This is a genomic window from Streptomyces sp. NPDC004609, from assembly GCF_042873655.1.
In the GTDB taxonomy this organism is placed as follows: Bacteria; Actinomycetota; Actinomycetes; order Streptomycetales; family Streptomycetaceae; genus Streptomyces.
Window position 1 is genome coordinate 39,062 of record NZ_JBIALS010000032.1, and the last position, 24,226, is coordinate 63,287.

17 protein-coding genes, 1 tRNA gene and 1 other RNA gene are annotated in these 24,226 nt (G+C 69.2%); 7 read left to right on the top strand and 12 right to left on the bottom strand.

Annotation, left to right across the window (positions count from 1 at the left end):
- Nucleotides 1-595 precede the first annotated feature (595 nt).
- The 3 genes from purD to ffs form a co-directional block, all read right to left on the bottom strand.
- Complete coding sequence (purD, locus tag ACFYT4_RS27315) at nucleotides 596-1,846, bottom strand: phosphoribosylamine--glycine ligase (protein ID WP_389274376.1); 1,251 nt, start codon at nucleotides 1,844-1,846, stop codon at nucleotides 596-598.
- Nucleotides 1,847-1,904: 58 nt separating this feature from the next.
- Nucleotides 1,905-4,325: a DNA polymerase III subunit gamma and tau gene (locus ACFYT4_RS27320; RefSeq protein WP_389274379.1), complete on the bottom strand. Its 2,421-nt coding sequence runs from the start codon at nucleotides 4,323-4,325 to the stop codon at nucleotides 1,905-1,907.
- A 63-nt stretch (nucleotides 4,326-4,388) separates the two neighbouring features.
- Nucleotides 4,389-4,485: signal recognition particle sRNA small type (gene ffs / locus ACFYT4_RS27325), an RNA gene on the bottom strand.
- Nucleotides 4,486-4,557: 72 nt separating this feature from the next.
- Between ffs and ACFYT4_RS27330 the strand changes: the two genes are divergently transcribed.
- Both ACFYT4_RS27330 and ACFYT4_RS27335 read left to right on the top strand, forming a co-directional pair.
- Nucleotides 4,558-4,645, top strand: a tRNA-Ser gene (locus ACFYT4_RS27330).
- A 314-nt stretch (nucleotides 4,646-4,959) separates the two neighbouring features.
- Nucleotides 4,960-8,028 carry an N-6 DNA methylase gene (locus ACFYT4_RS27335; protein WP_389274382.1) on the top strand — a complete coding sequence of 1,023 codons (3,069 nt, stop codon included), beginning with the start codon at nucleotides 4,960-4,962 and terminating at the stop codon, nucleotides 8,026-8,028.
- Nucleotides 8,029-8,098: 70 nt separating this feature from the next.
- Here the strand turns inward: ACFYT4_RS27335 and ACFYT4_RS27340 are convergent, their stop codons facing one another.
- The 3 genes from ACFYT4_RS27340 to ACFYT4_RS27350 all read right to left on the bottom strand — a co-directional run bounded on the left by ACFYT4_RS27340 (nucleotide 8,099) and on the right by ACFYT4_RS27350 (nucleotide 10,884).
- Nucleotides 8,099-9,868 carry a tyrosine-type recombinase/integrase gene (locus ACFYT4_RS27340; RefSeq protein WP_389274385.1) on the bottom strand — a complete coding sequence of 590 codons (1,770 nt, stop codon included), beginning with the start codon at nucleotides 9,866-9,868 and terminating at the stop codon, nucleotides 8,099-8,101.
- Between the two features lie 11 nt (nucleotides 9,869-9,879).
- On the bottom strand, nucleotides 9,880-10,182 hold the full coding sequence (locus tag ACFYT4_RS27345; RefSeq protein ID WP_389274388.1) for a helix-turn-helix domain-containing protein: 303 nt from the start codon (nucleotides 10,180-10,182) through the stop codon (nucleotides 9,880-9,882).
- Between the two features lie 138 nt (nucleotides 10,183-10,320).
- Entirely contained in the window at nucleotides 10,321-10,884 is a 564-nt protein-coding gene (locus ACFYT4_RS27350) for a helix-turn-helix transcriptional regulator (protein ID WP_389274391.1), read from the bottom strand.
- Between the two features lie 232 nt (nucleotides 10,885-11,116).
- Here ACFYT4_RS27350 and ACFYT4_RS27355 point away from each other — a divergent pair, with 232 nt between their 5' ends.
- The 4 genes from ACFYT4_RS27355 (at nucleotide 11,117) to ACFYT4_RS27370 (ending at nucleotide 16,223) form a co-directional block, all read left to right on the top strand.
- Nucleotides 11,117-12,676 (top strand): DnaB-like helicase N-terminal domain-containing protein, encoded by a 1,560-nt coding sequence (locus ACFYT4_RS27355; protein ID WP_389274394.1) that lies wholly within the window; start codon nucleotides 11,117-11,119, stop codon nucleotides 12,674-12,676.
- Nucleotides 12,677-12,936: 260 nt separating this feature from the next.
- Nucleotides 12,937-13,662: a DUF2637 domain-containing protein gene (locus ACFYT4_RS27360; RefSeq protein ID WP_389274397.1), complete on the top strand. Its 726-nt coding sequence runs from the start codon at nucleotides 12,937-12,939 to the stop codon at nucleotides 13,660-13,662.
- 435 nt (nucleotides 13,663-14,097) lie between these two features.
- On the top strand, nucleotides 14,098-14,514 hold the full coding sequence (locus ACFYT4_RS27365) for a MobC family plasmid mobilization relaxosome protein (RefSeq protein ID WP_389274400.1): 417 nt from the start codon (nucleotides 14,098-14,100) through the stop codon (nucleotides 14,512-14,514).
- A complete protein-coding gene (locus ACFYT4_RS27370; protein WP_389274403.1) occupies nucleotides 14,511-16,223 on the top strand; it encodes a relaxase/mobilization nuclease domain-containing protein in 1,713 nt (570 codons plus the stop codon). The genes ACFYT4_RS27365 and ACFYT4_RS27370 overlap by 4 nt, the downstream gene beginning before the upstream one ends.
- Nucleotides 16,224-16,408: 185 nt before the next feature.
- Here the strand turns inward: ACFYT4_RS27370 and ACFYT4_RS27375 are convergent, their stop codons facing one another.
- Together ACFYT4_RS27375 and ACFYT4_RS27380 are read right to left on the bottom strand one after the other, a co-directional pair.
- The gene (locus ACFYT4_RS27375) at nucleotides 16,409-17,938 is read right to left on the bottom strand and encodes an amino acid permease (protein ID WP_389274406.1); all 1,530 of its coding nucleotides are present in this window, start codon (nucleotides 17,936-17,938) and stop codon (nucleotides 16,409-16,411) included.
- 36 nt (nucleotides 17,939-17,974) lie between these two features.
- A complete protein-coding gene (locus ACFYT4_RS27380) occupies nucleotides 17,975-18,904 on the bottom strand; it encodes a hypothetical protein (RefSeq protein WP_389274408.1) in 930 nt (309 codons plus the stop codon).
- Nucleotides 18,905-19,326: 422 nt separating this feature from the next.
- Between ACFYT4_RS27380 and aspS the strand changes: the two genes are divergently transcribed.
- Entirely contained in the window at nucleotides 19,327-20,637 is a 1,311-nt protein-coding gene (gene aspS / locus ACFYT4_RS27385; RefSeq protein WP_389274411.1) for an aspartate--tRNA(Asn) ligase, read from the top strand.
- Between the two features lie 58 nt (nucleotides 20,638-20,695).
- On the opposite strand, the gene ACFYT4_RS27390 is transcribed toward aspS, so the two are convergent.
- Genes ACFYT4_RS27390 through ACFYT4_RS27405 form a run of 4 tightly spaced genes read right to left on the bottom strand, consistent with a single transcriptional unit; the run spans nucleotide 20,696 to nucleotide 24,069 of the window.
- Nucleotides 20,696-21,466: a hypothetical protein gene (locus tag ACFYT4_RS27390; protein ID WP_389274414.1), complete on the bottom strand. Its 771-nt coding sequence runs from the start codon at nucleotides 21,464-21,466 to the stop codon at nucleotides 20,696-20,698.
- A 37-nt stretch (nucleotides 21,467-21,503) separates the two neighbouring features.
- Nucleotides 21,504-22,406, bottom strand: a complete 903-nt coding sequence (locus ACFYT4_RS27395) for a radical SAM protein (protein ID WP_389274417.1) — start codon at nucleotides 22,404-22,406, stop codon at nucleotides 21,504-21,506.
- Nucleotides 22,403-23,704 (bottom strand): radical SAM protein, encoded by a 1,302-nt coding sequence (locus tag ACFYT4_RS27400; RefSeq protein WP_389274420.1) that lies wholly within the window; start codon nucleotides 23,702-23,704, stop codon nucleotides 22,403-22,405. Before ACFYT4_RS27400 ends, ACFYT4_RS27395 begins: the two co-directional genes overlap by 4 nt.
- Nucleotides 23,705-23,709: 5 nt before the next feature.
- On the bottom strand, nucleotides 23,710-24,069 hold the full coding sequence (locus ACFYT4_RS27405; RefSeq protein WP_389274423.1) for a hypothetical protein: 360 nt from the start codon (nucleotides 24,067-24,069) through the stop codon (nucleotides 23,710-23,712).
- Between the last annotated feature and the right edge of the window lie 157 nt (nucleotides 24,070-24,226).

The window sequence follows — 24,226 nt, forward strand, 5'->3', positions numbered from 1 at the left end:
TCGGCGGCCGTCATCCGGATGGCTCAGCGTCACTCGATGGAATGGCTTCGGGCAAAGGTGATGACGGGATTCCGACAGTGTGGGTTCAGTACAGGACTGTGCGGACGCGCCATCCGGCACGGGCACGGAGTCCCGCACGGGCACGGAGTCCCGCACGGGCGCCGGATTCAGCACCGGCGCAAGCTGCGGTGCCGGCGCGGGATGCCGTTCCGACGCGGGCTTCCGTTCCGACGCGGGATGCGGCGCGGGCGCGGGTCGACGGCGGACGGTCCCGGGCCCGGGATGCCCGCCGGGTCCCCGGCCCCTGAGGTACGCGGAGTGCCCCGGGGTCATGAGGTGCCCGGGAGCCCTGAGGTGCCCGGGGTGCGGCGGCTGGGCGGGGCTCACCGGGTTCCCGGGGTACGCGGCGCACACGCGGTGCGCGGCGCCCGTGAGCCCGCTGAGCGGCGGCTGAGGCCCCCGGTCCGAGGCGCCCGCGCATCCCGTCGGCACCCCTCGGTGCCGGGCCGCCCGCGCCAGGACCGCGTGGACCGGCGAACCCGCGGCCCCGGGGCGCCGGAGGTCCCGGCGCACGTCAGGGCCCGGCGCGCGGGGCCTATCCCTCCGCGACCGCGCGGGCGATGTCGGTGCGGTGCTGGGACCCGTCCAGACGGATTCTGCCCACGGCCTCGTAGGCCCGCTCCCGCGCCTGACGCAGGTCCTTCCCCGTCGCCGTGACGGACAGGACCCGCCCGCCCGCGCTGACGACGGCGTCGCCGTCGCGCCGGGTCCCGGCATGCAGAACGTACGCATGGGGCGCATCCTTCGCCGCGACGTCGTCGAGCCCCTCGATCGGATCACCCGTACGGGGGGTGTCCGGGTAGTTGTGCGACGCGACGACCACGGTGACGGCGGCCTCGTCGCGCCACCGCAGCGGCGGCTGGTCGTCGAGGGTGCCCTTGGCCGCGTGGAGGAGTACGCCCGCGAGCGGGGTACGCAGCCGGGCCAGTACGACCTGGGTCTCCGGGTCGCCGAAGCGCGCGTTGAACTCGATGACCCGCACACCGCGCGAGGTGATCGCGAGACCCGCGTACAGCAGTCCGGCGAACGGCGTACCGCGCCTGCGCAGCTCGTCCACGGTCGGCTGGAGCACGGTCGTCATGACCTCGTCGACCAGCTTGGGGTCGGCCCAGGGCAGCGGTGAGTACGCGCCCATGCCACCGGTGTTGGGGCCCTCGTCGCCGTCGAGCGCGCGCTTGAAGTCCTGGGCGGGACTGAGCGGAACGACGGTTTCGCCGTCGGTGACGGCGAAGAGGGAGACCTCGGGGCCGTCGAGGTACTCCTCGATGACGACTCGGCCGCAGGCGATCGCGTGCTCGCGGGCGGCGGCGAGATCGTGGGTGACGACGACGCCCTTCCCGGCGGCGAGACCGTCGTCCTTGACGACATAGGGGGCGCCGAAGGCGTCGAGGGCCTCGTCGACCTCCTCGGAGTTCGTACAGACGTAGCTGCGGGCGGTGGGCACTCCGGCCGCCGCCATCACGTCCTTGGCGAACGCCTTGGAGCCCTCCAGCCGGGCCGCCTCGCGGGAGGGGCCGAAGCAGGGGATCCCCGCCGCGCGCACGGCGTCGGCGACCCCGGCGACCAGTGGCGCCTCGGGCCCCACGACGACGAGCCCGGCCTCGATGCCGGTCGCCAGGCGGGCGACGGCGTCGCCGTCGAGAGCGTCGACCGGGTGCAGCTCCGCGATCTCGCCGATGCCGGCGTTGCCGGGCGCGCAGTGCACAGCGGTGACGTCGGGGTCGAGGGAGAGAGAGCGGCACAGGGCGTGTTCGCGGGCGCCGCCGCCGATGACAAGGACCTTCACGGGCGCCAGCCTAACCGCCGCCCGCCACCGGCCTGTACGGACCTCCTCACCGGCCCTCCTATTCGTTTGTGTATTCCTCCACCACGGTCGCGCCCAGCTCGCGCACGATCAGGTCGTGACCGGAGAGCGCCGAGTCCACGAGATCCGGGTCGTCGTCCTCGGGCACATCGTCCTCGGGGGCGACCGGGGGCGAGGTGTGCGCCTGGGCGTCGGGGGCGGAGCGCGGGGGGCCGTCGGGCCGCTGGAGGGCGGACGGAGCGGTCTGCTGTACGGGGGAGGGCGGGCCGCCGGGGGCGTACGCCGGGGAGGCGGGCGGCGACGCGGAAGGCCGGGCCGAGGCGGCGGGCTGGGCCGGGCGGGGCGCGCCGCCTCCGCCCGGGCCGGCGGGTCCGCCGTGACCGCCCGGTGCTCCCTGGCCCGAGGGGCCGGCGGGGGCGTGCGGGGCGGCCTGTCCCGAGGGGGCGCCGTAACCGCCGGGTCCGCCGGGGCCCGAGCCCGGTCCGGGGCCGCCGGGGCTTCCTCCGGCACCGCCCGAGGGGTCGACGATCGCCTCGACCTTCCACTGCACGTTGAACTGCTCGGCGAGAGCCTGTCGCAGCACCTCCTCGCTGCCGCTGCTCGCGAAGTTGTCCCGGGCTCCGGCGTTGATGAAGCCGAGTTGGAGGGTGGTGCCGTCGAAGCCCGCCACCTGCGCGTTCTGGCTGAGCAGGATCCAGGTGAAGCGGCGGCGGTTCTTCACGGCCTCCAGGATGTCCGGCCACATGTTCCGGACCTGCCCGGCGCCCTGGGCCATACCGGGCGAGGGCGCGGAGGCCGGTGCGGACGGGGGCGCGGGGGCCGCCGGGGGCTGCTGGGCGGGGGGCTGCTGGGCCGGGGGCCGGGCGCCCTGTCCCGGGGCGGACGCGGTGGGCCAGCCACCGGGGCGGCGACCGGCCTCAGCGGCGGGCTGCTGGGGCTGCGCGGGCGCCTGCCCGGGGGCCTGTGCGGCGGGCTGCTGGGTGGCGGGCTGCTGGGTGGCGGCGGGCCAGGCTCCCGGTCGCTGCGGCTGCTGTGCCTGCGGTGACGGTGGCTGCTGGTGTTGCGGCTGCGGCGGGGCGGCGGGCGCGCCTTCGGGTGCGGCCGCTCCGGGCCGTACACCGGGCTCCCGGACCGGCTCCCTGACCACCGGACCGTCCGGACCGGGCATGTGCGGGGCGGCCTCGGGCCCGGGGACGTACCCCATGGCGACGGTCCCGGGGCCGGCTCCGGTCGCCGCGGGTGCCATCCCCGCCGCGGGCCCGGTCGCCGGCGGACCGGCGGAGAACGCCACCGCAGCCGCCGCGCCTCCCCGCTCCAGCCGCTCCAGCCTGGCCTGCGTCGAACGCTCGTCGTCGAAGGCGGCGGGCAGCAGAACCCGCGCGCAGATCAGCTCCAGCTGGAGCCGCGGCGAGGTCGCACCGCGCATCTCGGTGAGCCCCGCGTTGACCAGATCCGCGGCACGGCTCAGCTCGGCCGCCCCGAAGACGGACGCCTGCGCCCGCATCCGCTCGACCACATCGGCGGGGGCGTCGATCAGCCCCTTGTCCCCCGCGTCGGGCACCGCCGCGAGGATCACCAGGTCCCGGAGCCGCTCCAGCAGATCGGCGACGAAGCGCCGGGGGTCGTTGCCGCCCTCGATGACCCGGTCCACGACCTCGAAGGCCGCGGCTCCGTCCCCGGCCGCGAAGGCGTCCACGACCGAGTCGAGCAGCGATCCGTCCGTATAACCGAGGAGGCCGGTGGCCATGGCGTAGGTCACACCCTCCTCGGTCGCGCCCGCGAGCAGCTGGTCCATGACGGACATCGAGTCCCGGACCGAGCCCGCCCCGGCCCGTACGACAAGAGGAAGCACACCGTCCGCGACGGGGATCTTCTCCCTGCCGCACACCTCGCCAAGGTAGTCCCGCAGGGTGCCGGGCGGCACGAGCCGGAAGGGGTAGTGGTGCGTACGCGACCGGATGGTGCCGATGACCTTCTCGGGCTCGGTGGTCGCGAAGATGAACTTGAGATGCTCCGGCGGCTCCTCGACCACCTTCAGCAGAGCGTTGAAGCCCTGCGGGGTGACCATATGGGCCTCGTCGATGATGTAGATCTTGTAGCGGCTGCTCGCCGGCCCGAAGAACGCCTTCTCCCGCAGGTCACGCGCGTCGTCCACACCGCCGTGGGACGCCGCGTCGATCTCGATGACGTCGATCGACCCCGGCCCGTTCCGGGCGAGGTCCCGGCAGGACTGGCACTCCCCGCACGGCGTCGGCGTAGGCCCCTGCTCACAGTTCAGACAGCGCGCCAGGATCCGCGCGCTGGTCGTCTTCCCGCACCCTCGCGGCCCGCTGAACAGGTACGCGTGGTTGACCCGGTTGTTCCGCAGGGCCTGCTGCAACGGGTCGGTGACATGCTCCTGCCCGATGACCTCGGCGAACGACTCGGGGCGATAGCGGCGGTACAGCGCAAGGGACGACACACCTACGAGGCTATCGGGCCCCACCGACAGCCGTCCCCCACCCGCACCTCTCCCCGCCCCCAACGCAAGGGCCCCCCACGCACCCGCCAGAGCCGACCTACCCTTGCTGCCTTCCGGCCCTGGGGGAGTTCAGTCAGATAGCGCCACGTGAGGGGCTGCGCACAGGGTACCCGATCCACAGGGGTGGGAACGAGTTCGCTAGCACTCCTCAGCGTCTTGTATTGTTTGCGGCGGAGGATTCGCCTAGTGGCCTAGGGCGCACGCTTGGAAAGCGTGTTGGGGGCAACCCCTCACGAGTTCGAATCTCGTATCCTCCGCCAGTGCCTCACCGGGCACGATGTCGAAGGGCTCCACCGTTCGCGGTGGGGCCCTTCGACGTGCGTGGTCTCAGTTCTGGTCTCAGTTGGCCCAGCCCCCTGGACCGCGCCTTCGAGACTTCAGCGCCCGAACGGCTGATCACCTGCGGTCCAGGCGGCAGAATGGGGCTGTTTCTGGTTCGCCGCCGCGTCCCGCTGTTGACGTCCGCGGTCTCGGCAGAGGGAAGGAGTGGGACGCCTCACAACGTCTCCCAACGATCAGTGCCTGCGTGACCCCGCGCAGCGCCCGCACGGAGCACGTCGCGTCCACCACAGCTATGACCACAGCCCCGCAGACCAATCTTGAGAAGCTGTTGGCAAGGCTCATCGACCGTAAGCCGGGAAGGTCGGAGGCCACTCTCCAGGCGGACGTGCGCAACCTTCTCCTGGATGGCGGGCTGAACCTTGGGGACGATGACCTAGACGAGGTAGTCGTCAACCTGGAGGCTCAGGTCGGCGACCGCCGCCGTATCGACATCGAGATCGGCTACACAGCGATCGAGACCAAGAAGGACCTGAGGAGTAAGAGCGTCCTCAAGGACGCCGAGGAGCAGCTGGCCGGCTACGTGTTCACTCGGACCGAGCAGGTAGGCCAGCGGTATGTCGGCGTCCTGACTGACGGCGCAGACTGGCGGGCCTACAGCCTGTCGGGGGACACGCTGGTACAGGTCAGCCGTTTCGAGGCGAAGGCGCGCACTGCCCCCACAGAGCTGCTCACGTGGCTGGAGGGCGTCCTCGCCACAGCAGTAGGGATCCGGCCTACACCGGAGGCAATCGAGTCGCGCATGGGCGTGGAGAGTGCCTCTCACCAGCTCGACAGAGCCACACTGGCCGCGCTCTACGCTCAGCACAAGGATGAGCCAACCGTAAAGCTCAAGCGCGAACTGTGGGCTCGCCTGCTCCGCAGCGCCCTGGGAGCTCAGTTCGAGGACAGTGACGAACTGTTTATCGAGCACACATTGTTGGTGAACAGCGCCGGGATCATCGCACACCTCGTCCTCGGCATCGAAGTGAAGGACGTTCAACCTGCGACTCTGGTCAAGGGGCAGCTGTTCACCCAAGCGAACATCTTCGGCGTCGTCGAGTCCGACTTCTTCGGTTGGATCATCGAGGTACCTGGTGGGGAAGCCTTTGTGCGCACGCTCGCCCGGCGCCTTGCCCGATTCTCCTGGGCAGAGGTCGAGCACGATGTCCTTAAGGTCTTGTACGAGTCGGTCATCGCGCAGGAGACCCGGAAGAAGCAGGGCGAGTACTACACCCCCGACTGGCTGGCCGAGAAGGTCATCGCAGACACCATCACGGACCCGCTCAACCAGCGTGTAATGGACCCATCCTGCGGCTCTGGGACGTTCCTCTTCCACGCAGCGCGCCGGTACCTGGAGGCCGCCGACACAGCTGGCCAACCGCTGAAGGTTTCACTCGCACGACTGACCGACTACGTGGCAGGTATTGATCTCCACCCTGTCGCAGTCGCCCTCGCGCGAGTGACCTACCTACTGGCCATCGGGCGTGACCGACTTATTTCGGACGAGCGTGAGCACATAAGAGTCCCGGTCTACCTTGGAGACAGCATCCAGTGGCAGCAAAGGACTGATCTAATCGATCACGGGCATCTCGTGATTCGCACTGGCGCTGGCGGGAAATTCTTCGAAGATGAACTGAGGTTCTCCGAACACTTGCTCGCAGATGCTGGCAGATTCGACAGCATTGTCAACGAGCTAGCCGACAAGGCAGCCGACCGGCCTAAAGGAACCACTCCCTCGCTAACTGCGATGTTCAACCGTCTCGGCATCTCGTCGAAGGAGGACCAGGAGGAGCTGACAAACAACTTCCGACTGTTGTGCGATCTCGTTGACGAGGGGCGCAACCACATCTGGTCCTACTACGTACGCAACCTTGCCCGACCCATGTGGCTCTCGCGCGTAGAGAACCGCGTAGATGTTCTGGTAGGTAACCCACCGTGGCTGTCGTACCGGCACATGCCCAAGGACATGCAGAAGCTGTTCAAGGAGATGTCCCAAGCACGCGGCCTGTGGCGAGGCGACGAGGTCGCCAGCCATCAAGACCTATCCGGCCTGTTCATTGCCCGTGCCGTCCAGCAGTACCTGCGCGAGGATGGAACGTTTGCCTTCGTGGTGCCTAATCCCGTGCTCGATCGCCCCTACTGGTCTGGATTCCGCGCAGGCGACTTCCAGGATCCGGAAGGTCCTGCGAAGGTCGCGTTTTCCGGTTCATGGGATCTGCGTCGACTGAGGCCACACTTCTTCCCGCGTGGCAGCGCCGTCATCTTCGGTCAGCGTATCTCCGTAGAGATTGGCGAGGCGGCACAGGGAAATAATCCAGTACCGCTTCCCAAATCCACCGAGCGCTGGATCGGAAAGATTGCGAAGTCTGCCACAAAATGGGCAGAGGTTGAGAAGTGGGTCAAGCGCGAACAGGCAGAGCTGAAGTACGTGGGGGAGGACTTGATCACGTCACCCTACAAACCACGCTTCATCAACGGTGCCACGATCTACCCGAAGTACCTTTTCTACGTGGTACCCCAGAAGGCCAATTCCTTGGGGCTGGGCAGCAATCGCGTTGCCGTCCGATCTGAGCGCACCAACCTGGAGAATTCCCCTTGGAAGAACCTTCCGGATTTGGAAGGCATCGTCGAGAAGGAGTTCATTCGGCCCGTTCTACTCAGTGAGAACGTGTTGCCCTATCGTCTTCTGTCACCAAAGAAGGCAGTTCTGCCCATCGAGGGCAACAATACGCTTCTGCACGGGGAACACCCGCATCTGGACAGGTACCCCGACATGGCCAAGTGGTGGCGTCAGGCAGAGGAACAGTGGCTCGCGCACCGCAGCAGCGAGCGACTGACCCTCCTGGAACGCCTCCAGTTTCATCGCGGCATGTCGACGCAGCTTCCTGGCACTCACCTCCGGGTTGTATATGGCAAGGCTGGCATGCACGTCACCGCAGCCCTCCTTGACGACCCTGGCGTGATCATCGACAACACGTTGTACTGGGGCACGGTAGCGACGCGCGAGGAAGGCATGTACCTCACTGCCATTCTCAACACCCCAGCCCTAACAGAAGTCGTGCGTCCCCTCATGGCGTACGGCAAAGACGAACGCCACATCGACAAGGCCGTCTGGCAGCTGCCGATCCCTCTTTTCGACCCGCTAGACCCCATTCACAGCCGACTTTCCGAGTTGGGTACTGCCGAGGCCGAGCTTGTAGCCCAACTTGACCTCGACGAGACGAAGAGTTTCGTGAAGCTCCGCCAGGTCCTACGTCAGGCCATCGTCGACTCCCCAAACGCCGAGGAGCTCGACCAATTGGTACGTCTGCTCTTGGAGTAGTCGGGAGCGGCACCGATTCCAGTTAACTTGCGCTGGGCTGACCTGGCAGGCCAGCCCAGCGCAATTTCGATTACCACTCGTCGGTGTCGCCGTACTTTCCCGGATGCCGTGCGCGGTCCACAGCCTGTGCACAGGCTTCGACGAAGGCCGCCTCGACAGCCGTTGTGTCCGTGCCTCGCACCTGGGCCTCGACCTCCTGGCCCGTGCCGGCGCGTCGGGCCGTGCGCCAGGCTGAGGCGCGGTCGGTGTAGCGGTCGGTCTCGAAGTCCCAGGCCGGCACCGACCACTGCTCCGAGACACCGGTTGCTGCGCGTTCCCCGCCGGGGAGGAACAGGGCTCGGGCGTGGAAGACCTCGGCCCGCTCCGGTACACGGTCGCGGATGGGGCTCGCGCCGCCGAGGCCTTGGTGTTCCCAGCGCCAGCGGTCCCACTCCTCGACCTCGGCGGTGTGGTCGGGCCAGTCCTGGCTCCAGCGTGCGACGACCTCGTCGGCGTGCTCGCGGTGGAGGAAGGGCACGCGCCGCTCGCCGAGGCGGGCGACGTGGACCGACAGCTCGGCGGGGACGGGACTCTGGCTGGTCTCCGGCGCAGCACTTCCTGTGGTCTCGTCCGTACCCCACAGGAGGCCGCCGACCTTGGCCGCGGTGTCTTTGAGTACGCGGCTGGTCAGGTGCTGGTAGCGGCGGCGCATCCGGGCGGATTTGCCGGGTTCCCAGCCCATGATGGCGTCGACGACCGCGTCGGGGACGCCGAGGATGAGCAGCACCGTGGCCGCGGTGTGGCGGGCGTCGTGGAGGCGGGCGTCGCGAACGCCAGCGGCTTTCAGCAGCTCCTTCCACTTGTGGTAATCCGTGTTCGGGTTCAGGGGCTCGCCGGTGGGCGAGGTGAACACGTATCCCTTCTCCGTCCACAGGTCACGGGCACGGGCTCGCTCGCGGGCCTGCTTCTCGCGGTGCTGGCGCAGGAGCTGGAGCAGCTCGTCCGGGGCTCCGATGGGGCGCTGACCCGCTCGGGACTTGGCGTTCTTCGTCTCTCGGCGGGTGTTGATCTTCTGGGGGCAGTAGCCGGGCTTGCGTCCGCAGCGGTCGCCGCAGCCGTGCTTGTAGCGGGGCCGCAGTCGGCCACGGCGTACGCGGATGACGCCGAGTTCGAAGTCGACGTCGTCCCACTGCATGCCGAGGACCTCGCCCTGGCGCAGGCCGAGGGCGAGTGCGATGACCCAGCGGGCGGTGTTGCGGTGCTTGCCCGCTTCGGCGAGGAGGCGTTGGACCTCCTCGACCGTGTACGGCTCGACCTCCTCCTCTTCGACCCTGGGGGCCTTGGCGATGGAGGCGGGATTCGAGGTGAGGTGCTTGCGGCGTACGGCCTCGTTCAGCGCCGTGCGGATCGTGCGGTGGGCCTGGTGAGCGGTCCCCGCGGCGCTACCGTTGTCCTGCATCTTTTTGTAGAAGCGCTCCAGGTGCTCGGGGTCGAGCTTCTCCAGGCGGTGGGCGCCCAGGCCGGGGATGAGGTGGTGGTAGACCGCTACCCGGTAGCCGTCGATCGTGTTCTCCGAGACGTGTGCGGCGGCGATGTTCTCGACCCAGTGGGTGAGCCACGTCGTCACGGTCCAGGACTGGCCGGCCTTGCGGACCGCACCCTTGTCGCGCTGGCGTTCCAGCTCGCGGACGACCTTGGTGACCTCGGGGCGGGTCTTACGGCTGACGTGACGCCGGTCCGGGGCCCCGTCGTCCTTGACCCCGACGGTGACGCGGCCGTGCCAGCGGCCGTCCTTGCCGAGGTAGATGGATGAGGCGCCATTGGGCTGGCGGGACTTCTGGGGTTTCGTGGTCTTTGCCATGTGCGCCCTGTTCAGGCCACAGGGCGGAAGTCCGTGGCCTGGGGACGGCGGGCTAGGAATTCACCGACTGCCTCGGCGGGTATGCGGCGCAGGCTGCCGATCTTGACGGAGCCGATTTCTCCGGACGCGACATACTCGTACATCTTCGTGCGGCCGATGCCGAGGCGGCGGGCGGCTTCGGTGACGGTGAGGCCGACGAGGGTGGTGTCACCGCGGTCGGCGCCGCGTGCGGCTATGAGCGCGTGGAGGCAGTCCTCGGGGACGTTGAGGAGCTGGGCGATCTGGGCAAGGGGCAGGGTGGTGCTCTGCGGCAAGGGAGGCTCCTTGACCGGCGGGCGAGGGCGGCAACCCAGGCAGCAATGCCGGTCGATCGTTGGTATGGCGGTTGTGGGATTTTCAGGGGGCACGGGGTCGTCGGCGTTCGCAGCGCCGGTTCGGCCGTGGTGGAGTGGCTACTGGGCGGGAGGCTGTTCGGAGTCGGCGTTCGGCCACATCCGGTCGGGGCCGAGCCAGCTTTGCAGCTTGCTGCTCGCGCCGCGGTGGTGGCGGAATTCTCCGGCGGAGGCGACTTCGAGTTCGTGCATCAGCAGGACCTTGACCATGTCCGCCTGGTCGGGGTGGGCCTTCGCGTAGTCGTCGAGCTCGGCCATGATGCGGTCCTGGGCCTTGCCCAGGGTGCGCCACTCCTTCCACTTCTCGACGTACTCGCCGACAAGCCGTCTGACCTGGGCGTTCATCAAGCCGCCCGGAGGGCTGGTCAGCTCGTCGAGGGGGAGGTCGAAGACTTTGGAGAAGCCGAGCGCTTCGTCGAGGTTGACCCGGCGGCGTGGTTTGCCGCTCTCGATGCGCCAGATGGCGGACTGGTTGATCGGGTGGCCGGCCTTGGTCATCTCCTCGGCGAGTTTCGCCGTGCTCCAGTCGCGGACCTCGCGTTCCATGCGGATGCGCTCGGCCACGTGGTTCTCGGGTTCCGGCCGGTCCGTCCCGGCGCGGGCGGCGCCGTCTTCACTGCTCATCGGGCGCATCTCCTCTCGCTGTGGGCTCGGGCCGATGACGAATAGCTAACACCAACCCAATATGCATTGCAAGCCATTCCCATTTGAATCGTTGCTGGTAGTGTTGCGGATGCCCCTGATCGGGGGCGGACATGAAGAAGCCCCCGGCGCCTGCGAGCACCGGGGGCGAAGCAGAAACCCCACAACCGCCATACCTAACGATTCGCCGGCCCGGCCGGGGTTGCCGCCCCATATGGCCTGCCGGGTGAGGAGTCCTGTGCACGAGGGTACGTCTCCGCCTGCCCAGATACCATCCCGCTCCCAGGAGCCCCCTGCCCCGGCTTACGGATCGCAGATGGAGCCGCCCTTCAACGTGGACGCCGAGCGCGCGGTGCTCGGTGCCTGCATGCACGACAGCGGCATCATCGACACAGTCCGGCCTGCCCTAGGCGAGGACGCCTTCTACCGGCCGGCCCACGAGACCATCTGGCGCGCGTTGCTCGGCCAGCACCGCGAGGGAAAGCCGACCGATCCGATCGTCCTCACCGAGCTGCTCCAGCAGCAGGGTGACCTGCAGCGGATCGGCGGTGCCGTATACCTGCACCAGCTCGCCGACGCGCCTTACGGCACCGGCAGCGCGGAACACCACGCGGAGATCGTCCGCAAGAAGGCCGATCTCCGCCGACTGCTCACCTCGGCCGTACGCACCGTCCAGCGCGCACAGGAGCCCGGCGCCGACCCCGAGGCGATACGCAGCGAGGTCGAGGCGGAAGTGCGCGCGGAGCGCGAACGGGCACTCGCCTCGGGCCAGGGCCGCCTCTCCCGCTTCGCCGTCAATGGATGGGCCTTCGTGACGGAGAGCGGTGCGGACTCCGAGCCCTTGTGGGGCACCCGCGAGAAGACCGTCTGGGCCCCGGGCGAGAGCCTGATGATCGTCGGGCCGCCAGGAGTCGGCAAGACCACCCTGGCCCACCAGGTGGTCTTCGCCCGGCTCGGCCTCCAGGAAACAGTCCTGGAGATGCCCGTGGCCCCCAGCAGGCGGGTGCTCTACCTCGCCATGGACCGCCCCCGGCAGATCGCCAAGGCCATGGCCCGGCGCACCTTCCCTTGCGACGAAACGATTCTTCGCGATCGGCTCGTCGTCTGGCAGGGCCCCCTTCCCGCCACCCTCGACAAGGAGCCGGACCTCCTCTCCGACCTCGCCGCCGCCCACCAGGCCGACACCATCGTGATCGACAGCCTCAAGGACGCGGTCAGCACCATGGTCGACGACAGCCTCGCCGTCGCCTTCCACAACGCCCGGATGCGCGCCCTGCGCGAAGGCGTGGAGATCATGGAGCTTCACCACCAGCGCAAGGCCACCGCCGACGCACCGCGCGGCCAGCGGCCCGCCCTGGACCAGGTCTACGGCTCCACCTGGCTCACCGCCGGAGCGGGCAGCGTCCTCTTCATCACCGGACGGGCGGGAGACCCGGCGGTCACCCTGCACCACCTCAAGACCCCCACCGGCGAGATCGGCCCGCTCGACATCACCCACGACCACGTCCGTGGCACCACCACCGTCGACCCCACCAGGGACCCGGCCGTGCTGCTGCGGAACGCCCCGAACGGCCTGACCGCCCGCGACCTCGCCACCGTCCTGATCGGCGGAGGCGACCCCGAGCGCGCCGACGTGGAAAAGGCACGCCGCCACCTGGCCCGCCTCGTCGACAGCGGGCTGGCGACCAAGGCCGACGGCATCGCCGGCGGAGCCGGAGGCGGACAGCAAACCCGCTACTACCCCTCCGCCCGCCACCTCACCGCCGTCGGCTGAACCGCATCGGACCCACCGGGCGATCACGGACCCGTACACGCGGCTCTTGCTCTCAGACACCGCCGCGAACCGCTCACAGCGCACACGCGCACCGCGAAACCGCAGGTAGAGCGATCACACAAGCGTCCACGCCGTACACGCGCCCAAGCGATCACGCGCGGGGCCCCCCTTTAGAAGGGGGCCCGCGTGTACGCCCCCCGCGTGAACTCCCGTGTACGCACCCTCTCCCCCACTCGTACTAACCAGGAGCCCTGACTTCCATGGCCTCGTCCGCTATACCGCCCGCGCGCCCCGGCACCGGTCACCGAGTGACCAGTTGGGACCGCGCCGCGATCCTCTCCCTCGGCAGCGCCGCCTGCACCCTCTCGTACGACGCCCTCCAGCAGATGGCCGTCGCCATCCACGTCCGCGGACTCCTCACCTACCTGTTCCCGCTCGTCATCGACGGGTTCATCGCCTACGGCGTACGCGCCCTCCTCGTCCTGCGCACCGCCCCGTTCCGGGCCCGCCTCTACGTCTGGGCCCTCTTCGGCACCGCCACCTGCGCCAGCATCTGGGCCAACGCCCTCCACGCCGTACGCATCAACCAACAGAACCCGCCCGGCACGCTGCACCTGAGCGACCTCACCGTCGGCATCCTGTCCACCCTCGCCCCACTCGCCCTCGCCGGAGCCGTCCACCTCCACATCCTCATCACCCGCGAAACCACCACCGACACGACGCCCCGGCCGGTACCCCTCCCCGATCCGGAACAGCCCACCAGCGAACCAGCGACCACCACCCGACGAGGTGGGCGGCCGGCGGACGCAACCCTCGACGAATTGGTGGAGATCGGCCGGATCGCCGTCGCCGAGCACGGTCGCGTCTCCCGCTCCGTCGTCCTGCAAGCGATCAGGGACAAGGGCCTCAAGGTCGGCGGCGAACGGCTGACCGAGGTCATGAACACCCTGCGGGCCGAATCGGAGACCAGCCTCATCGACGGTTGACCGGCGCTCGACCGGAACAGACGGGGCGGTCGGAACCCTTCCGACCACCCCCGCCCCAGCAGCCCTCGCCGCGTCGCTTTCCCGCCTCGTCATCGTCTCCCGCTCTGGATGTCCACCGTGAAACACGACCCGCACACCCCGACCGCCGCAGAACACTCCGTCCCGCGTCCGGTGAAGTCGCCGAAGCTGCTGGCCCGTCTGCGGCGGGCGTTCACCAGCGTTGCCCCTGGCGGAGCCAGTAGTACCCCGAGTCCGACTCAAGGCCGGTCTTCGGGGATCTCCGCCCCGGAGGTGGCCGAGACGGCCCGGCGCCAAGGGGCGCCGGACCAGGGGTCCGGGGCCGAGGGCGGCCCCGAACCGGACACACTCCACGCCGTCCAGCAGCAGATCCTCCACCCCGCAACCATCACCGCGCCCGTGTGTGATGAGCCGACCGTGACGGCTGTCCAGCCTGCGATCCGTCGTTTCACCGGCACCAAACGCACCATCCGTGTCGGCCCGCTCCGCTTCACCGACGCCGAGCGCCTGCTCCTCCAGGAGGCCGCCTCCGAACACGGTTACAAGGGTGAATCGGGCTTCGCGGCGGACATCGTCCTCGCCTTCGTTTCCGGTCGCTTCACCGCCAACCTCCCGCTGTCCGAGGACCGCCGCCGCACCCACATGTTCCGCGCCCAGGTCCTGCGTCAGCTCAACCGCACCGGAAACAACATCAACCAGATCGCCCGCGCCCTCAACAGCGACCGGACCCCGCCCGACATCCGGCAGCGCCTCGCCGAACTCCAGGACCTGCTGGAGCTGATCGCCGAAGCCCTCCACCGGCCGGCCGATACCGGAACGGACCTCGCCGCGTGATCGCCGCCATCAAACCGGCCGGATCCAACACCCGCGGACTCCTCGCCTACCTCTACAGCCTCGACACCCACGACCAGCACTTCGACCCCCATATCGTCGCCGCCTTCGCCACCCTGGGCCTGCCCGACCCCGGCCGCGACGAGAACGCCACCCTCACCCAGCTCGCCCGCCACCTCGACGAACCCGTCCATCTCCGCAACAGCGAGTTCGGCAAGAAGGTCACCGACCACGTCTGGCACTGCCCCGTCCGCGCCGCACCCGAGGACCGGCACCTCTCCGACGCCGAGTGGGGCGAGATCGCCCAGCGCATCGTCGAAGCCGCCGGCATCGCCCCGCCCGGGGACGACCTCGCATGCCGGTGGATCGCCGTCCGCCACGCCGACGACCACATCCACATCCTCGCCACCACCGTCCGCGAGGACGGCCGCCAGCCCAAGCTCCACGACAGCGGCATCCGCGTCGGCGACGCCTGCCGCCAGATCGAGAAGGACTACGGCCTGCGCCGACTGAAGAAGGGCGACCACACCGGCACACGCGCCCCAACCCAGGCCGAGATGCACAAAGCCGCCCGCCTCGGCTGGGAACAGACCAGCCGCCGCTGGCTCGAAGACCGCGTCCGCGCCGCCATCCCCCACGTCACCGACACCGAGGAACTCCTCGCCTACCTCGCCGCCGACGACATCGCCGTCAAACCCCGCCGAGGACCCTCCGGAGACCTCCTCGGCTACGCCCTCGGCCGCCCCGGCGACCTCAACAAAGACGGCGAACAGATCTTCCACCCCGGCGGGAAACTCGCCCCCGACCTCACCCTCCCCAAACTCCGGGCCCGCCTCGAAACCACCGGCCCCGAGGAACACCCCGCCGCCCGCCGCACCCACCCCACCACCGCCTGGCACCAGGCCGTCGACACCCTCGACACCTTCCCGCACGGCCTCGCGGAAGACACCCACGCCCAGGCCCACATCACCGCACTCGGCGAACTCATCGAAGCCACCGCCCAGAAAGCCCCCACCCACCTCCAAGCCGAACTCCAAGCCGCATCAAAGGCGTTCGCCCGCGCCCAGCGGTCACAGATCCGGGCCGAGCACCACGCCGCCCGCACCCTGCGCACCGCCGCCCGGGACATCGCCCACACCGCCACCGGCCCCGACGGCAGCGCCCTCGCCGCCCTGGTCGCCGCACTCGTCTGGGCCGCGATCCTCTCCGCACGCTGGCACGAAGCAAAGGGCCACGCCCACCAGGCCGACGCCGCCCACCAAGCCGTCCAACACCTCCAGGCAGCGGCCGATCACGCCCTCGAACCCCAGCTCGCCGCCCTCGAACACCGCCAGCCCAGGGAACCCGCCCGCCGCGTCCTGGCCCGCGACATCCACGCCGCCATCCCCGACCACGCCGACCGCATCCTCACCGACCCCGCCTGGCCCGCCCTCGCCACCGTCCTCACCGACGCCGAAGCCCGCGGCCACCACCCACAGCAACTCCTGCGTGAAGCTGCCGCCCAACGCGAACTCACCACCGCCCGCCAACCCGCCCGCGTCCTCATCACCCGCATCCAGCACACCGCACGCAACCCAGTAGCCAACCACCGCGCCGAAGCAGCCCGCAGCCGCTCCGTCGCCACGGCATCGATGCTCACCCATCAGGCCAGCGGTCTGCCGCCCGCCAAAGCAATCCCTCCGACCGGTCCACACCACAGGCCCCGCCGATAGGAGGGCCATGAGGGTAGGGGTGTTCACCGTGCCGGTGAACACCCCTACGGTGTAGATACCCATCAGCCCGAACCTGCCGTGGGCAGGGCAGGAGGGCCCTTCGGCGCGGGGTCTCCGCCCGGGACTGCGCAAGGCCGTCGTCGTACGTCTCAGGCTGCACCGCGCTGGTACCCGCGAGGCCCGGCCTATGGCCGAGTGGTCTCCTGCCCGCAGGCGCGCTCACGGCTGGGGCTGGAGTTCCCGGGGTGGGCGGGGTTGAGGAACCACTTCCGGGCGGAGACGAGCCACCAGGTGCCGCAGAAAGCGAGGACGACGCCGACCGCGATCGGAGCGTAGTTGAAGGTCTTCGCGGTGATCGGCGAGCTCTGCGGCAGCATGAACAGCACCGTGATCACCAGCACCCAGACGATGGCGACCGTGCCGACGACAGTGGACCAGGAACCGAGGTGCCACGGACCTCGTTCGAACCGGTTACCCATCCGCAGCCGGAGAAAGGTGGGGATCACGTAGGCGATATACAGGCCGATAGTCGCGATGGAGGTCACGGCCGCGTACGCGGTGCTGTTCCACAAGTAGGGCAGACCGAGGACGAAGGCCCCGCCGGTGGCGAGCCAGACGGCGTTGGTGGGGGTGCGGGTGGCGGGGCTGAGTTTGTGCCACGTCCGGGAGAAGGGCAGAGCGCCGTCCCGGGAGAAGGCGTAGATCATGCGCGAGTTGGCGGTTACGGACGCCATGCCGCAGAAGAGCTGCGCCACGATGATCACGAGCAGCAGCCACTTCCCGGCCGCCGCGCCCAGGGCGTCCATGAGGATCTGGGCCGGGGGCACGCCCGTGGCCGAGTCGAGGGCCCCTGCGTAGGACTGGATGGCGTAGGTGAAGCCGAAGAGGAGGACGAACCCGGCGGCGAGGGAGACGAGGATCGAGCGGACGATCCCCTTGGGCCCTGCGGTGGACGCGTCGATGGTCTCCTCGGTCATATGGGCGGAGGCGTCGTAGCCGGTGAAGGTGTACTGCGCCATCAGCAGCCCGATCAGCACCACGTAGACGCTGGAGGTGAAGCCGGTGTTGTTGACGAACTCGCCGAATACGAAGCCAGCCGACTGATGCCGATCGGGGATGAGCACCAGGGCGCCGCAGATGACGAGAACCCCGAGGATGTGCCACCAGATGGACACCTCGTTGAGGAAGGCGACGATCCGCACGCCGAAGGTGTTCAGGACGCCGTGCAGGGCGAGGATGATCCCGAACAGCGTGATGGTGTGAGCGGGCGTGGCGGCGTAGCCGAACTGGAGATCCAGCAGGGCGTTGAGGAAGGTGGCGGCACCGAAGTCGATGCCCGCGGTCACGGCTATCTGGCCGAGGGTGTTGAACCAGCCGGTGAACCACGCCCACGCCGCAGCTGAGCGCTTCGGGGCCATCCGGTGCGCCCAGAAGTACAGGCCGGCGCTGGTGGGGTAGGAGGAGCAGACCTCCGCCATGGAGAGCCCGACGAAGAGCGTCATGAGGCCGACGAACAGCCAGCCCCACATGATCACCGCCGGACCACCGGTGTCCATGCCGTAGCCGTAGAGGGTCATGCAGCCGGACAGGATGGAGATGATCGTGAAGCTGACGCCGAAGTTGGCGCGGCCGGACATGGAGCGGGAGAGCGTCTGCTGATAGCCGAGTTGCTTGAGGCGTTCCTCGTCGGAGACGCGGGAGACATCGAGGGGCACGGGTTTCTGTCCTTCGTACGGAGGGGAAGGCTGGATTCAGTGGCGTCGGCGCCGCGGTGGGCTGTAGGCCCAGGCGCGGTGCCGAAGAAACAGGTCATGGGCCCGGCCGCAGTACGACCAGGGGACATGCGTGGCGTAGGGGCCGATCGCGTCGAAGACCTCCAGGGCCTCCGCGTGCCGGTTCGCGTACGACAGGGCATGGGCGAGGTAGTTCGCGTCGTCGGCGAAGCACGCGTGCGGGTGCGGTGCCCGGTAGCGCCACCACCGCTCCAGTACGTGGTCGGTCTGTGGGCAGTCGACCCAGGGGTGAATGGCCAGTCCGTACGCTCCTCGGTCCCGCTCCTGGCGGGACCGGTGTGCTTCCGCCAGGACGGTGAGGGGCAGGACCGCGATGGGTAGGCCCTGGGGAGCGATGGACGCCTGTTCCTCGGCCCACCAGGCCGCCTCGCCCTGCGCCCCGTGGTGCCGGGGGAGCAGATAGGTGAGCACCTCGTGGTGGGCCTCACGGTTCCAGGGGTCGCGCTGCTTGATCTCTTCCCAGATGCTGCCGAGCGCGTTCCGGTCGGGAGCGTGGGTACGCAGCAGCGCGAGCAGGACCACAAGCGGGGCCACGTCCTCCGGCCATGCGTTCAGCGCGTTGCGGCAGGTGGCCCAGGCGTCCTTCATCAGGGCCCACCCGGCGTCCCGGCCGGCGATCATCGCGCGCAGGGCCTGTACGTTCCCAAGGAGCGCCAAGGCGTGGGGTGAGCGGGGCTCGGCTCTCGCCCAGGTGTCGGCGAATCTGAGCCGCGCCCCGGCTTCCGCGAGGACCTGGAGGCGGAAGATCCGCCGGTCCCAATCAGGACCGGTGGAGATCAGTAGGTCGCGCGGGCCTTCCCAGCGCCCCATGGAGGCGTCTTCGAGTGCGCGCCGCAGTGCCTCGTCGCCCCGGGCCGGGTGGGTGTCAAGGGGTCGGCCGGACGTCATGCCCTCTCACCTCCGCCCGCGCTGTCGCGTTGTGACGGCGAAGGCCCGTCGCCCTGCCCAAGATCACGATCAGGCCGTTCCCCGGGCCTCTGGGCCAGTCGGAGCCGTATGTGATTGCGGGCATGGTCGCGAGGTCCGTATCCTGCTGGGCAACGCGTTGACGGAGACGAGTAGCCAGGGTTCACGCGAGCAGAGAGAGCCGCCGGTAGCTGGGAAGGCGGTCTCGCGCCCCGAGGCGAAGACCCTCCTGAGCGCGGGGAGGAACGGCCACATCCGATGGCCCCATGCCCCGCCGGCCGACCCCCGTGACCGGGTCCGAACGAGGCCGCCACCTGGTGGCGGCGAAAGTGCGGTGGTACCGCGAGTTCCCCTTCTCGCCCGCACTCCCAAGGGATCATGACGAAGTCCTTCGGAGGACCGAAATGATCCACAGCCGCGTACACGTCTCCGACCTGCGAGAACACGTTGGCCGTACCGTCTCCGTCTGCGGATGGGTGAACACCCTCCGCTTGCAGAGCAAGATGCAATTCGTCGTCGTACGGGACAGCACCGGCATGGTGCAGGTGACCCACCGGCGCGACGGCGGACCGCTGGAAGCCCAGCTCGAATCCCTCACCCCCGAGTCCGCCGTCCGCATCACCGGCCGCGTCGTCGACGCTGCCCAGGTCAAGCTCGGCGGCCTGGAGATCGTCCCCGAGACGGTCGAGATCCTGAACCCGGCCGCCACCCCGCTGCCGATCGACGAGCACACCGGTCTGGAGCAGCGCCTGGACTGGCGCTTCCTCGACGTACGCCGCCGGCCCGCCACCCAGCTGATGTTCGCCGTGCAGACCACCCTGGAGCAGGGCATGCGCGAGTACGCCTACGCGCAGGGCGCCACGGAGATGCACACCCCCAAGCTCATGGGCACCGCATCCGAGTCCGGTGCGGAGGTCTTCAAGCTCGGCTACTTCGACCGCAGCGCCTATCTGGCGCAGTCGCCTCAGTTCTACAAGCAGATGGCGATCTCCGCCGGGATCGACAAGGTCTTCGAGATCGGGCCGGTCTTCCGTGCGGAGCCGTCGTTCACCTCCCGGCACGCGACCGAGTTCACCGGCGTCGATGTCGAGCTGGCATGGATCGACGGCGTCGAGGATGTGATGGTGTTCGAGGAGCAGATGCTTGCCCATGCCATCGCGAAGGTGGCCGAGGCGCATGGTGAGGCGATCGCCGAGCATTTCGGCGTCGAGGTCACCGTCCCGACGACGCCCTTCCCCCGGATCACCATGGCCGAGGCGCACACGATCCTGCGTGAGGGCGGCTGGGACCCGGAGGGGATCAAGGAGGACCTGGACCCGGAGGGCGAGCGGAGCATCTCCGCCCACATCCAGAAGGCCACCGGGCACGAGTTCGTCTTCATCACCCACTACCCGGTGGGCATCCGGCCCTTCTACCACATGCGGGCGGCCGACGACCCGGGCGTGACGCTGAGCTTCGACCTGCTGTGGAAGGGCCTGGAGGTCACCACCGGCGCCCAGCGTGAGCACCGGTACGACGTGCTGCTGAAGCAGGCCGCCGAGAAGGGCATGAGCACCGAGCCCCTGCGGGACTATCTGAACGCGTTCCAGTACGGGTGCCCGCCGCACGGCGGTCTCGGCATGGGGCTCGGACGGGTGCTGATGGTCATGCTCGGCCTGGACTCCATCCGTGAGGCCAGCTTCCTCTTCCGGGGACCGAACCGGCTCACCCCGTAATCGGGCGGGAGCCGGGCCCCACGACACGGAGCGCTCGCCCGTGCCGTGGGGCCCGGCCTCAGTAGCGGACATGGCGCAGATCATGCGTCCACGCCTCGCCGGGGTTCTTGTCCCAGTAGGACCGCAGCGCCAGCTCCCGCTCGGAGAAGTAGCCCCGGTGGCACAACCCGCCGTGGGAGAGGGTGACGCTCATGGCGAGCGCCGACTCGGTGGTGACCCAGTGCGGCGTCAGGGCGTGACTCCACAGCTGGTCACCGGGCCGCATCGTGATGGACTGGCGGTCCGCCCGGTCGTGCTCGGGCGGGTCCTCGGCGGTGGTCTCCCCGATGACGGCCGCCTCGGCCGGCAGATGTTTGTCGGGGTCGAGGTAGCTGTGGAAGGTCTTGGTGCCGTGGACCTGCCAGACCAGGCCGTGCGAGTTGTCGTTGTGGTAGGTCGAGGACGCGCCTTCGGTGGAGAGGAACAGGATCGGCGCCAGGCGCTGCCAGGTGAAGCCCCGGGCGGACAGATGGGTGCGCCAGGGGATCATGACGTCTTCCTGGAAGCCGCCCAGGAGGTCGCCGTAGAAGCGGGTGAGGTTGAAGTGCACCAGCCGGAACGGCCAGGTGACGATCTCCTCGATCGGCGCGGTCCGGAAGGCGGCGGTGCGGTCCATCCGTACCTGCCAGTCCTCCTCCCCAAGGATCGTGAACCGGACTTCCTCGTCTCGCCGGAGGTGGTCGAGGAAGTCGACAGCGGGCAGGAACAGGTAGTCGAAGCGGAGGTCGAGCGGGAAGTTCGGCGGCTGTCGCCACCGCTGGGTGAAGTCTTCGGGTGTCGGGATCGTCATCGGTCGGTCCAGGGAGTCGTGGTGGTCGGTCCCGTGCTCACGCGGGCACGCTGCACGGCGCTTCGCGGTCGTCGGGCGTGGCTGAGGGGCGGCAGATAGCGGCACAGTCCGGGGTCACTCGGTCCTGCGCCGGATCGGTGAGGAACCGTCCGATCTCGGCACGCGCTGCGAGAACGCTGACCGACGCCTGGCCGTAGGGACAGCGCCGGATGCGGCCGTCAGCGGATACGTACGCGGTCGCCGAGCGGCACGGCCGGCGCTCGCCCGCGTTCGGCAGCTGAAGATCCCGCAGCTCATCGAGATAGCTCCGGTACCGATCGGACAGGTCGAAGTAATGCCCCAGTACCTCGGCGTCGAGCCACTGCCGTGCCAGATACTCCTCGACCGGCATGCCGTCGCGGCGCAGGGCATGCTCGTCGAGAACGACGGGGCTGAACTGGATCTCCACCCCGGCCTCGGTCACGAGGCCGCCCAGAGCCCGGCACTCGCTGTCGCCCAGGTTCCAGCAGGTGATGTGCAGGATCTTCGTCTCGGTGCTGATGGCGCGCAGCGTGTCGATACCCGAGGCCGCCGTACGGGTGGTGCGTCCCAGCATCATCGCGCCCCGGGAATCTGCGGAGACGGTCACATTGGCCAGGAGATCCGCCACGTGTGAGAGGGCGATCACGTCGGTCACGGTGCGGGCCGAGGTCACCATCGACACCGACATGCCGAACTGGTGGGCCAGTCGTACGAGCTGCCTGAGCTGCGGATGGTGGGTCGGCTCGCCGCCGGTCAGACACACCCCGTCCACGCCCGTCTCCTTCAGCCGGGACAGGATGCGGGTGTACGTCGGAGTGTCGAGGAAGCCGTGGGCCCGGTCGGCCCGGAAGCAGAATCCGCAGGCCACCTTGCAGTGCCCGGCCGTGGAGATCATCGCGGTACGGACGTGGCCGCTCATTGCACCCCCGTGTTGTCCCACACCGCGATCTCCACGGTGCTCGTGTAGAAGGCGCACATCTCGGGGTCCGGGGTGCTGCCGCCGATGAGGGCCTGTTCGTTGCGGGACGGTCCGCCGCAGATGGCGAGTGCCGGGCAGTTGCCGCACTCGGGGATCGGGGCGACCTCCTTCGCCACGCCGGCCAGGAGTCCGGGATCGGCCCGTAACTCGTCGAGGGTGTGCAGGAACGACGGCTCGGTGAAGTTGATGTCGCACAGGCTGACCCGGTTGCCGGGCAGCAGGGCGGCGTTCAGGCTGCGGTCGCCCTGCATGTGGTCGAACAGCATCGGCCGCCGGGTGTCGAGGGCCTGGAAGGCGCGGTCCAGGACGGAGAACAGCATTCCGCCCCGCGTCAGAGCGGTCTGGCGGGCCTCGTACAGTTCCCGCGCGAGGTCGGTGCCGTTGACCTGCCAGCGGCCCGCGGTCGGGATGGGCGTGTTGACGTAGATGAACTTCAGCCCGAGGTCGTCGATGATCCACCGGACGGTCTCGGCGAGGCGTCCGATGTTCGCGGCGGTCGGGGTGAGGTTGCAGCCCACATGCAGCCCGTCCGCCTCGATGAACCGGGCGACGTTACGGCGGATCCGGTCGTCCGCGGGCTGGCCGCCGAGGAGGAGACGGTGGGCGGAGTTGATGCCTGGAGGTCCATCAATGGAGATGCCGACCCCGTACTCGTACGCGACGAAGTGGTCGAGGGCTTCCTCGGCCAGACGGGCACCGTTGGTGACCACGGTGCGGCGCACCCTGGCCACGTCGTAACGGGCGGCGAGGGTGTCGGCGAGCTGATCCCCGTACCGCATGAGGTCGAAGCGGATGGTCGGCTCACCGCCGAACCACTGGATGGACACCTCTTCCTGGCCGGCGTTCTGCTCGAACAGGAACTCCAGCCCCTCCGAGAGCTCTTCCTTCGTCAGGTCCGGCTTGCCGCTGTTCGTATCGACGAAGCAGTAGGTGCAAGCCATGTTGCAGCGGTCGGTGAGGACCACGCGCAGGCCGCTGATACGGCTGGGAGCGCGGTCGAGGCCGAGGAGTAGAAGACGGTCGTGGAGTGCTTCGCGCCGGTCGGCCGCAGGGCCTCCAGGGGTGAAGCCGAGCCCGGCGAGGGCTTCATGGGTCTCGGTCGGGGGGACCCCGGCGAGGTCGTGGACCTCGCCGGAGTCGATGAACACACTGTCCAGCGCGACCGGGTCGAGGAGAACCGCTTCCCCATCCCGTTCGTACTGGAAGTACTTCCCCCACAGCATCCGGGGGACGGCCATGGTGGTCAGGCCGCCGCTTCCTCTTCGGCTATCCCGAGCTCGCCCATGACCGCACGGACGGTCTCCTCGGCGGCGGCCTGGAGCTTCGCGGAGGTGGCCGGCGAGCCGCCGTCGGCGAGGACGATCACGCCGGGCAGCGTCGGGTTCGGCGCGATAACCGTGATACCGGCCGGGTCGGCGCTGATGACCATGATCGCGTCCTTCAGCTCGACCCAGTCGGCCCGCTCCTTGAGGGCCTCGACGATGCGGCCCTGCTTCTCCTGGAAGGAGGCCCGCTCGCCCATCCATACGCCCGCCTTGGACTTGGAGTCCACGACGTCCGCGTAGATCAGGTGATCCTTCTTCTCTCGCCTGGCTTGAGGCATGGCTGATCCCTTCTATGTGTCGGATGTGCTGGAACGACCCCTTGGATCCGCCGGGGTCCGGCGGTTACCGCCCCACGGAGTGACGGATGGGGCGGCGCTCATCAGCTCCGCGGTGACCAGGCACCGTGTGGTGCCAGCCCTGGGGCCGCTGGCTGGC

Bases quoted from the DNA above. Each gene is read 5' to 3' on its own strand.
- ACFYT4_RS27335 (WP_389274382.1), top strand. From the start codon at position 4,960: ATGACCACAGCCCCGCAGACCAATCTTGAGAAGCTGTTGGCAAGGCTC.
- ACFYT4_RS27340 (WP_389274385.1), bottom strand. From the start codon at position 9,868: ATGGCAAAGACCACGAAACCCCAGAAGTCCCGCCAGCCCAATGGCGCC.
- ACFYT4_RS27350 (WP_389274391.1), bottom strand. From the start codon at position 10,884: ATGAGCAGTGAAGACGGCGCCGCCCGCGCCGGGACGGACCGGCCGGAA.
- ACFYT4_RS27355 (WP_389274394.1), top strand. From the start codon at position 11,117: ATGGCCTGCCGGGTGAGGAGTCCTGTGCACGAGGGTACGTCTCCGCCT.
- ACFYT4_RS27360 (WP_389274397.1), top strand. From the start codon at position 12,937: ATGGCCTCGTCCGCTATACCGCCCGCGCGCCCCGGCACCGGTCACCGA.
- ACFYT4_RS27380 (WP_389274408.1), bottom strand. From the start codon at position 18,904: ATGACGTCCGGCCGACCCCTTGACACCCACCCGGCCCGGGGCGACGAG.
- aspS (WP_389274411.1), top strand. From the start codon at position 19,327: ATGATCCACAGCCGCGTACACGTCTCCGACCTGCGAGAACACGTTGGC.
- ACFYT4_RS27390 (WP_389274414.1), bottom strand. From the start codon at position 21,466: ATGACGATCCCGACACCCGAAGACTTCACCCAGCGGTGGCGACAGCCG.
- ACFYT4_RS27395 (WP_389274417.1), bottom strand. From the start codon at position 22,406: ATGAGCGGCCACGTCCGTACCGCGATGATCTCCACGGCCGGGCACTGC.
- ACFYT4_RS27400 (WP_389274420.1), bottom strand. From the start codon at position 23,704: ATGGCCGTCCCCCGGATGCTGTGGGGGAAGTACTTCCAGTACGAACGG.
- ACFYT4_RS27405 (WP_389274423.1), bottom strand. From the start codon at position 24,069: ATGCCTCAAGCCAGGCGAGAGAAGAAGGATCACCTGATCTACGCGGAC.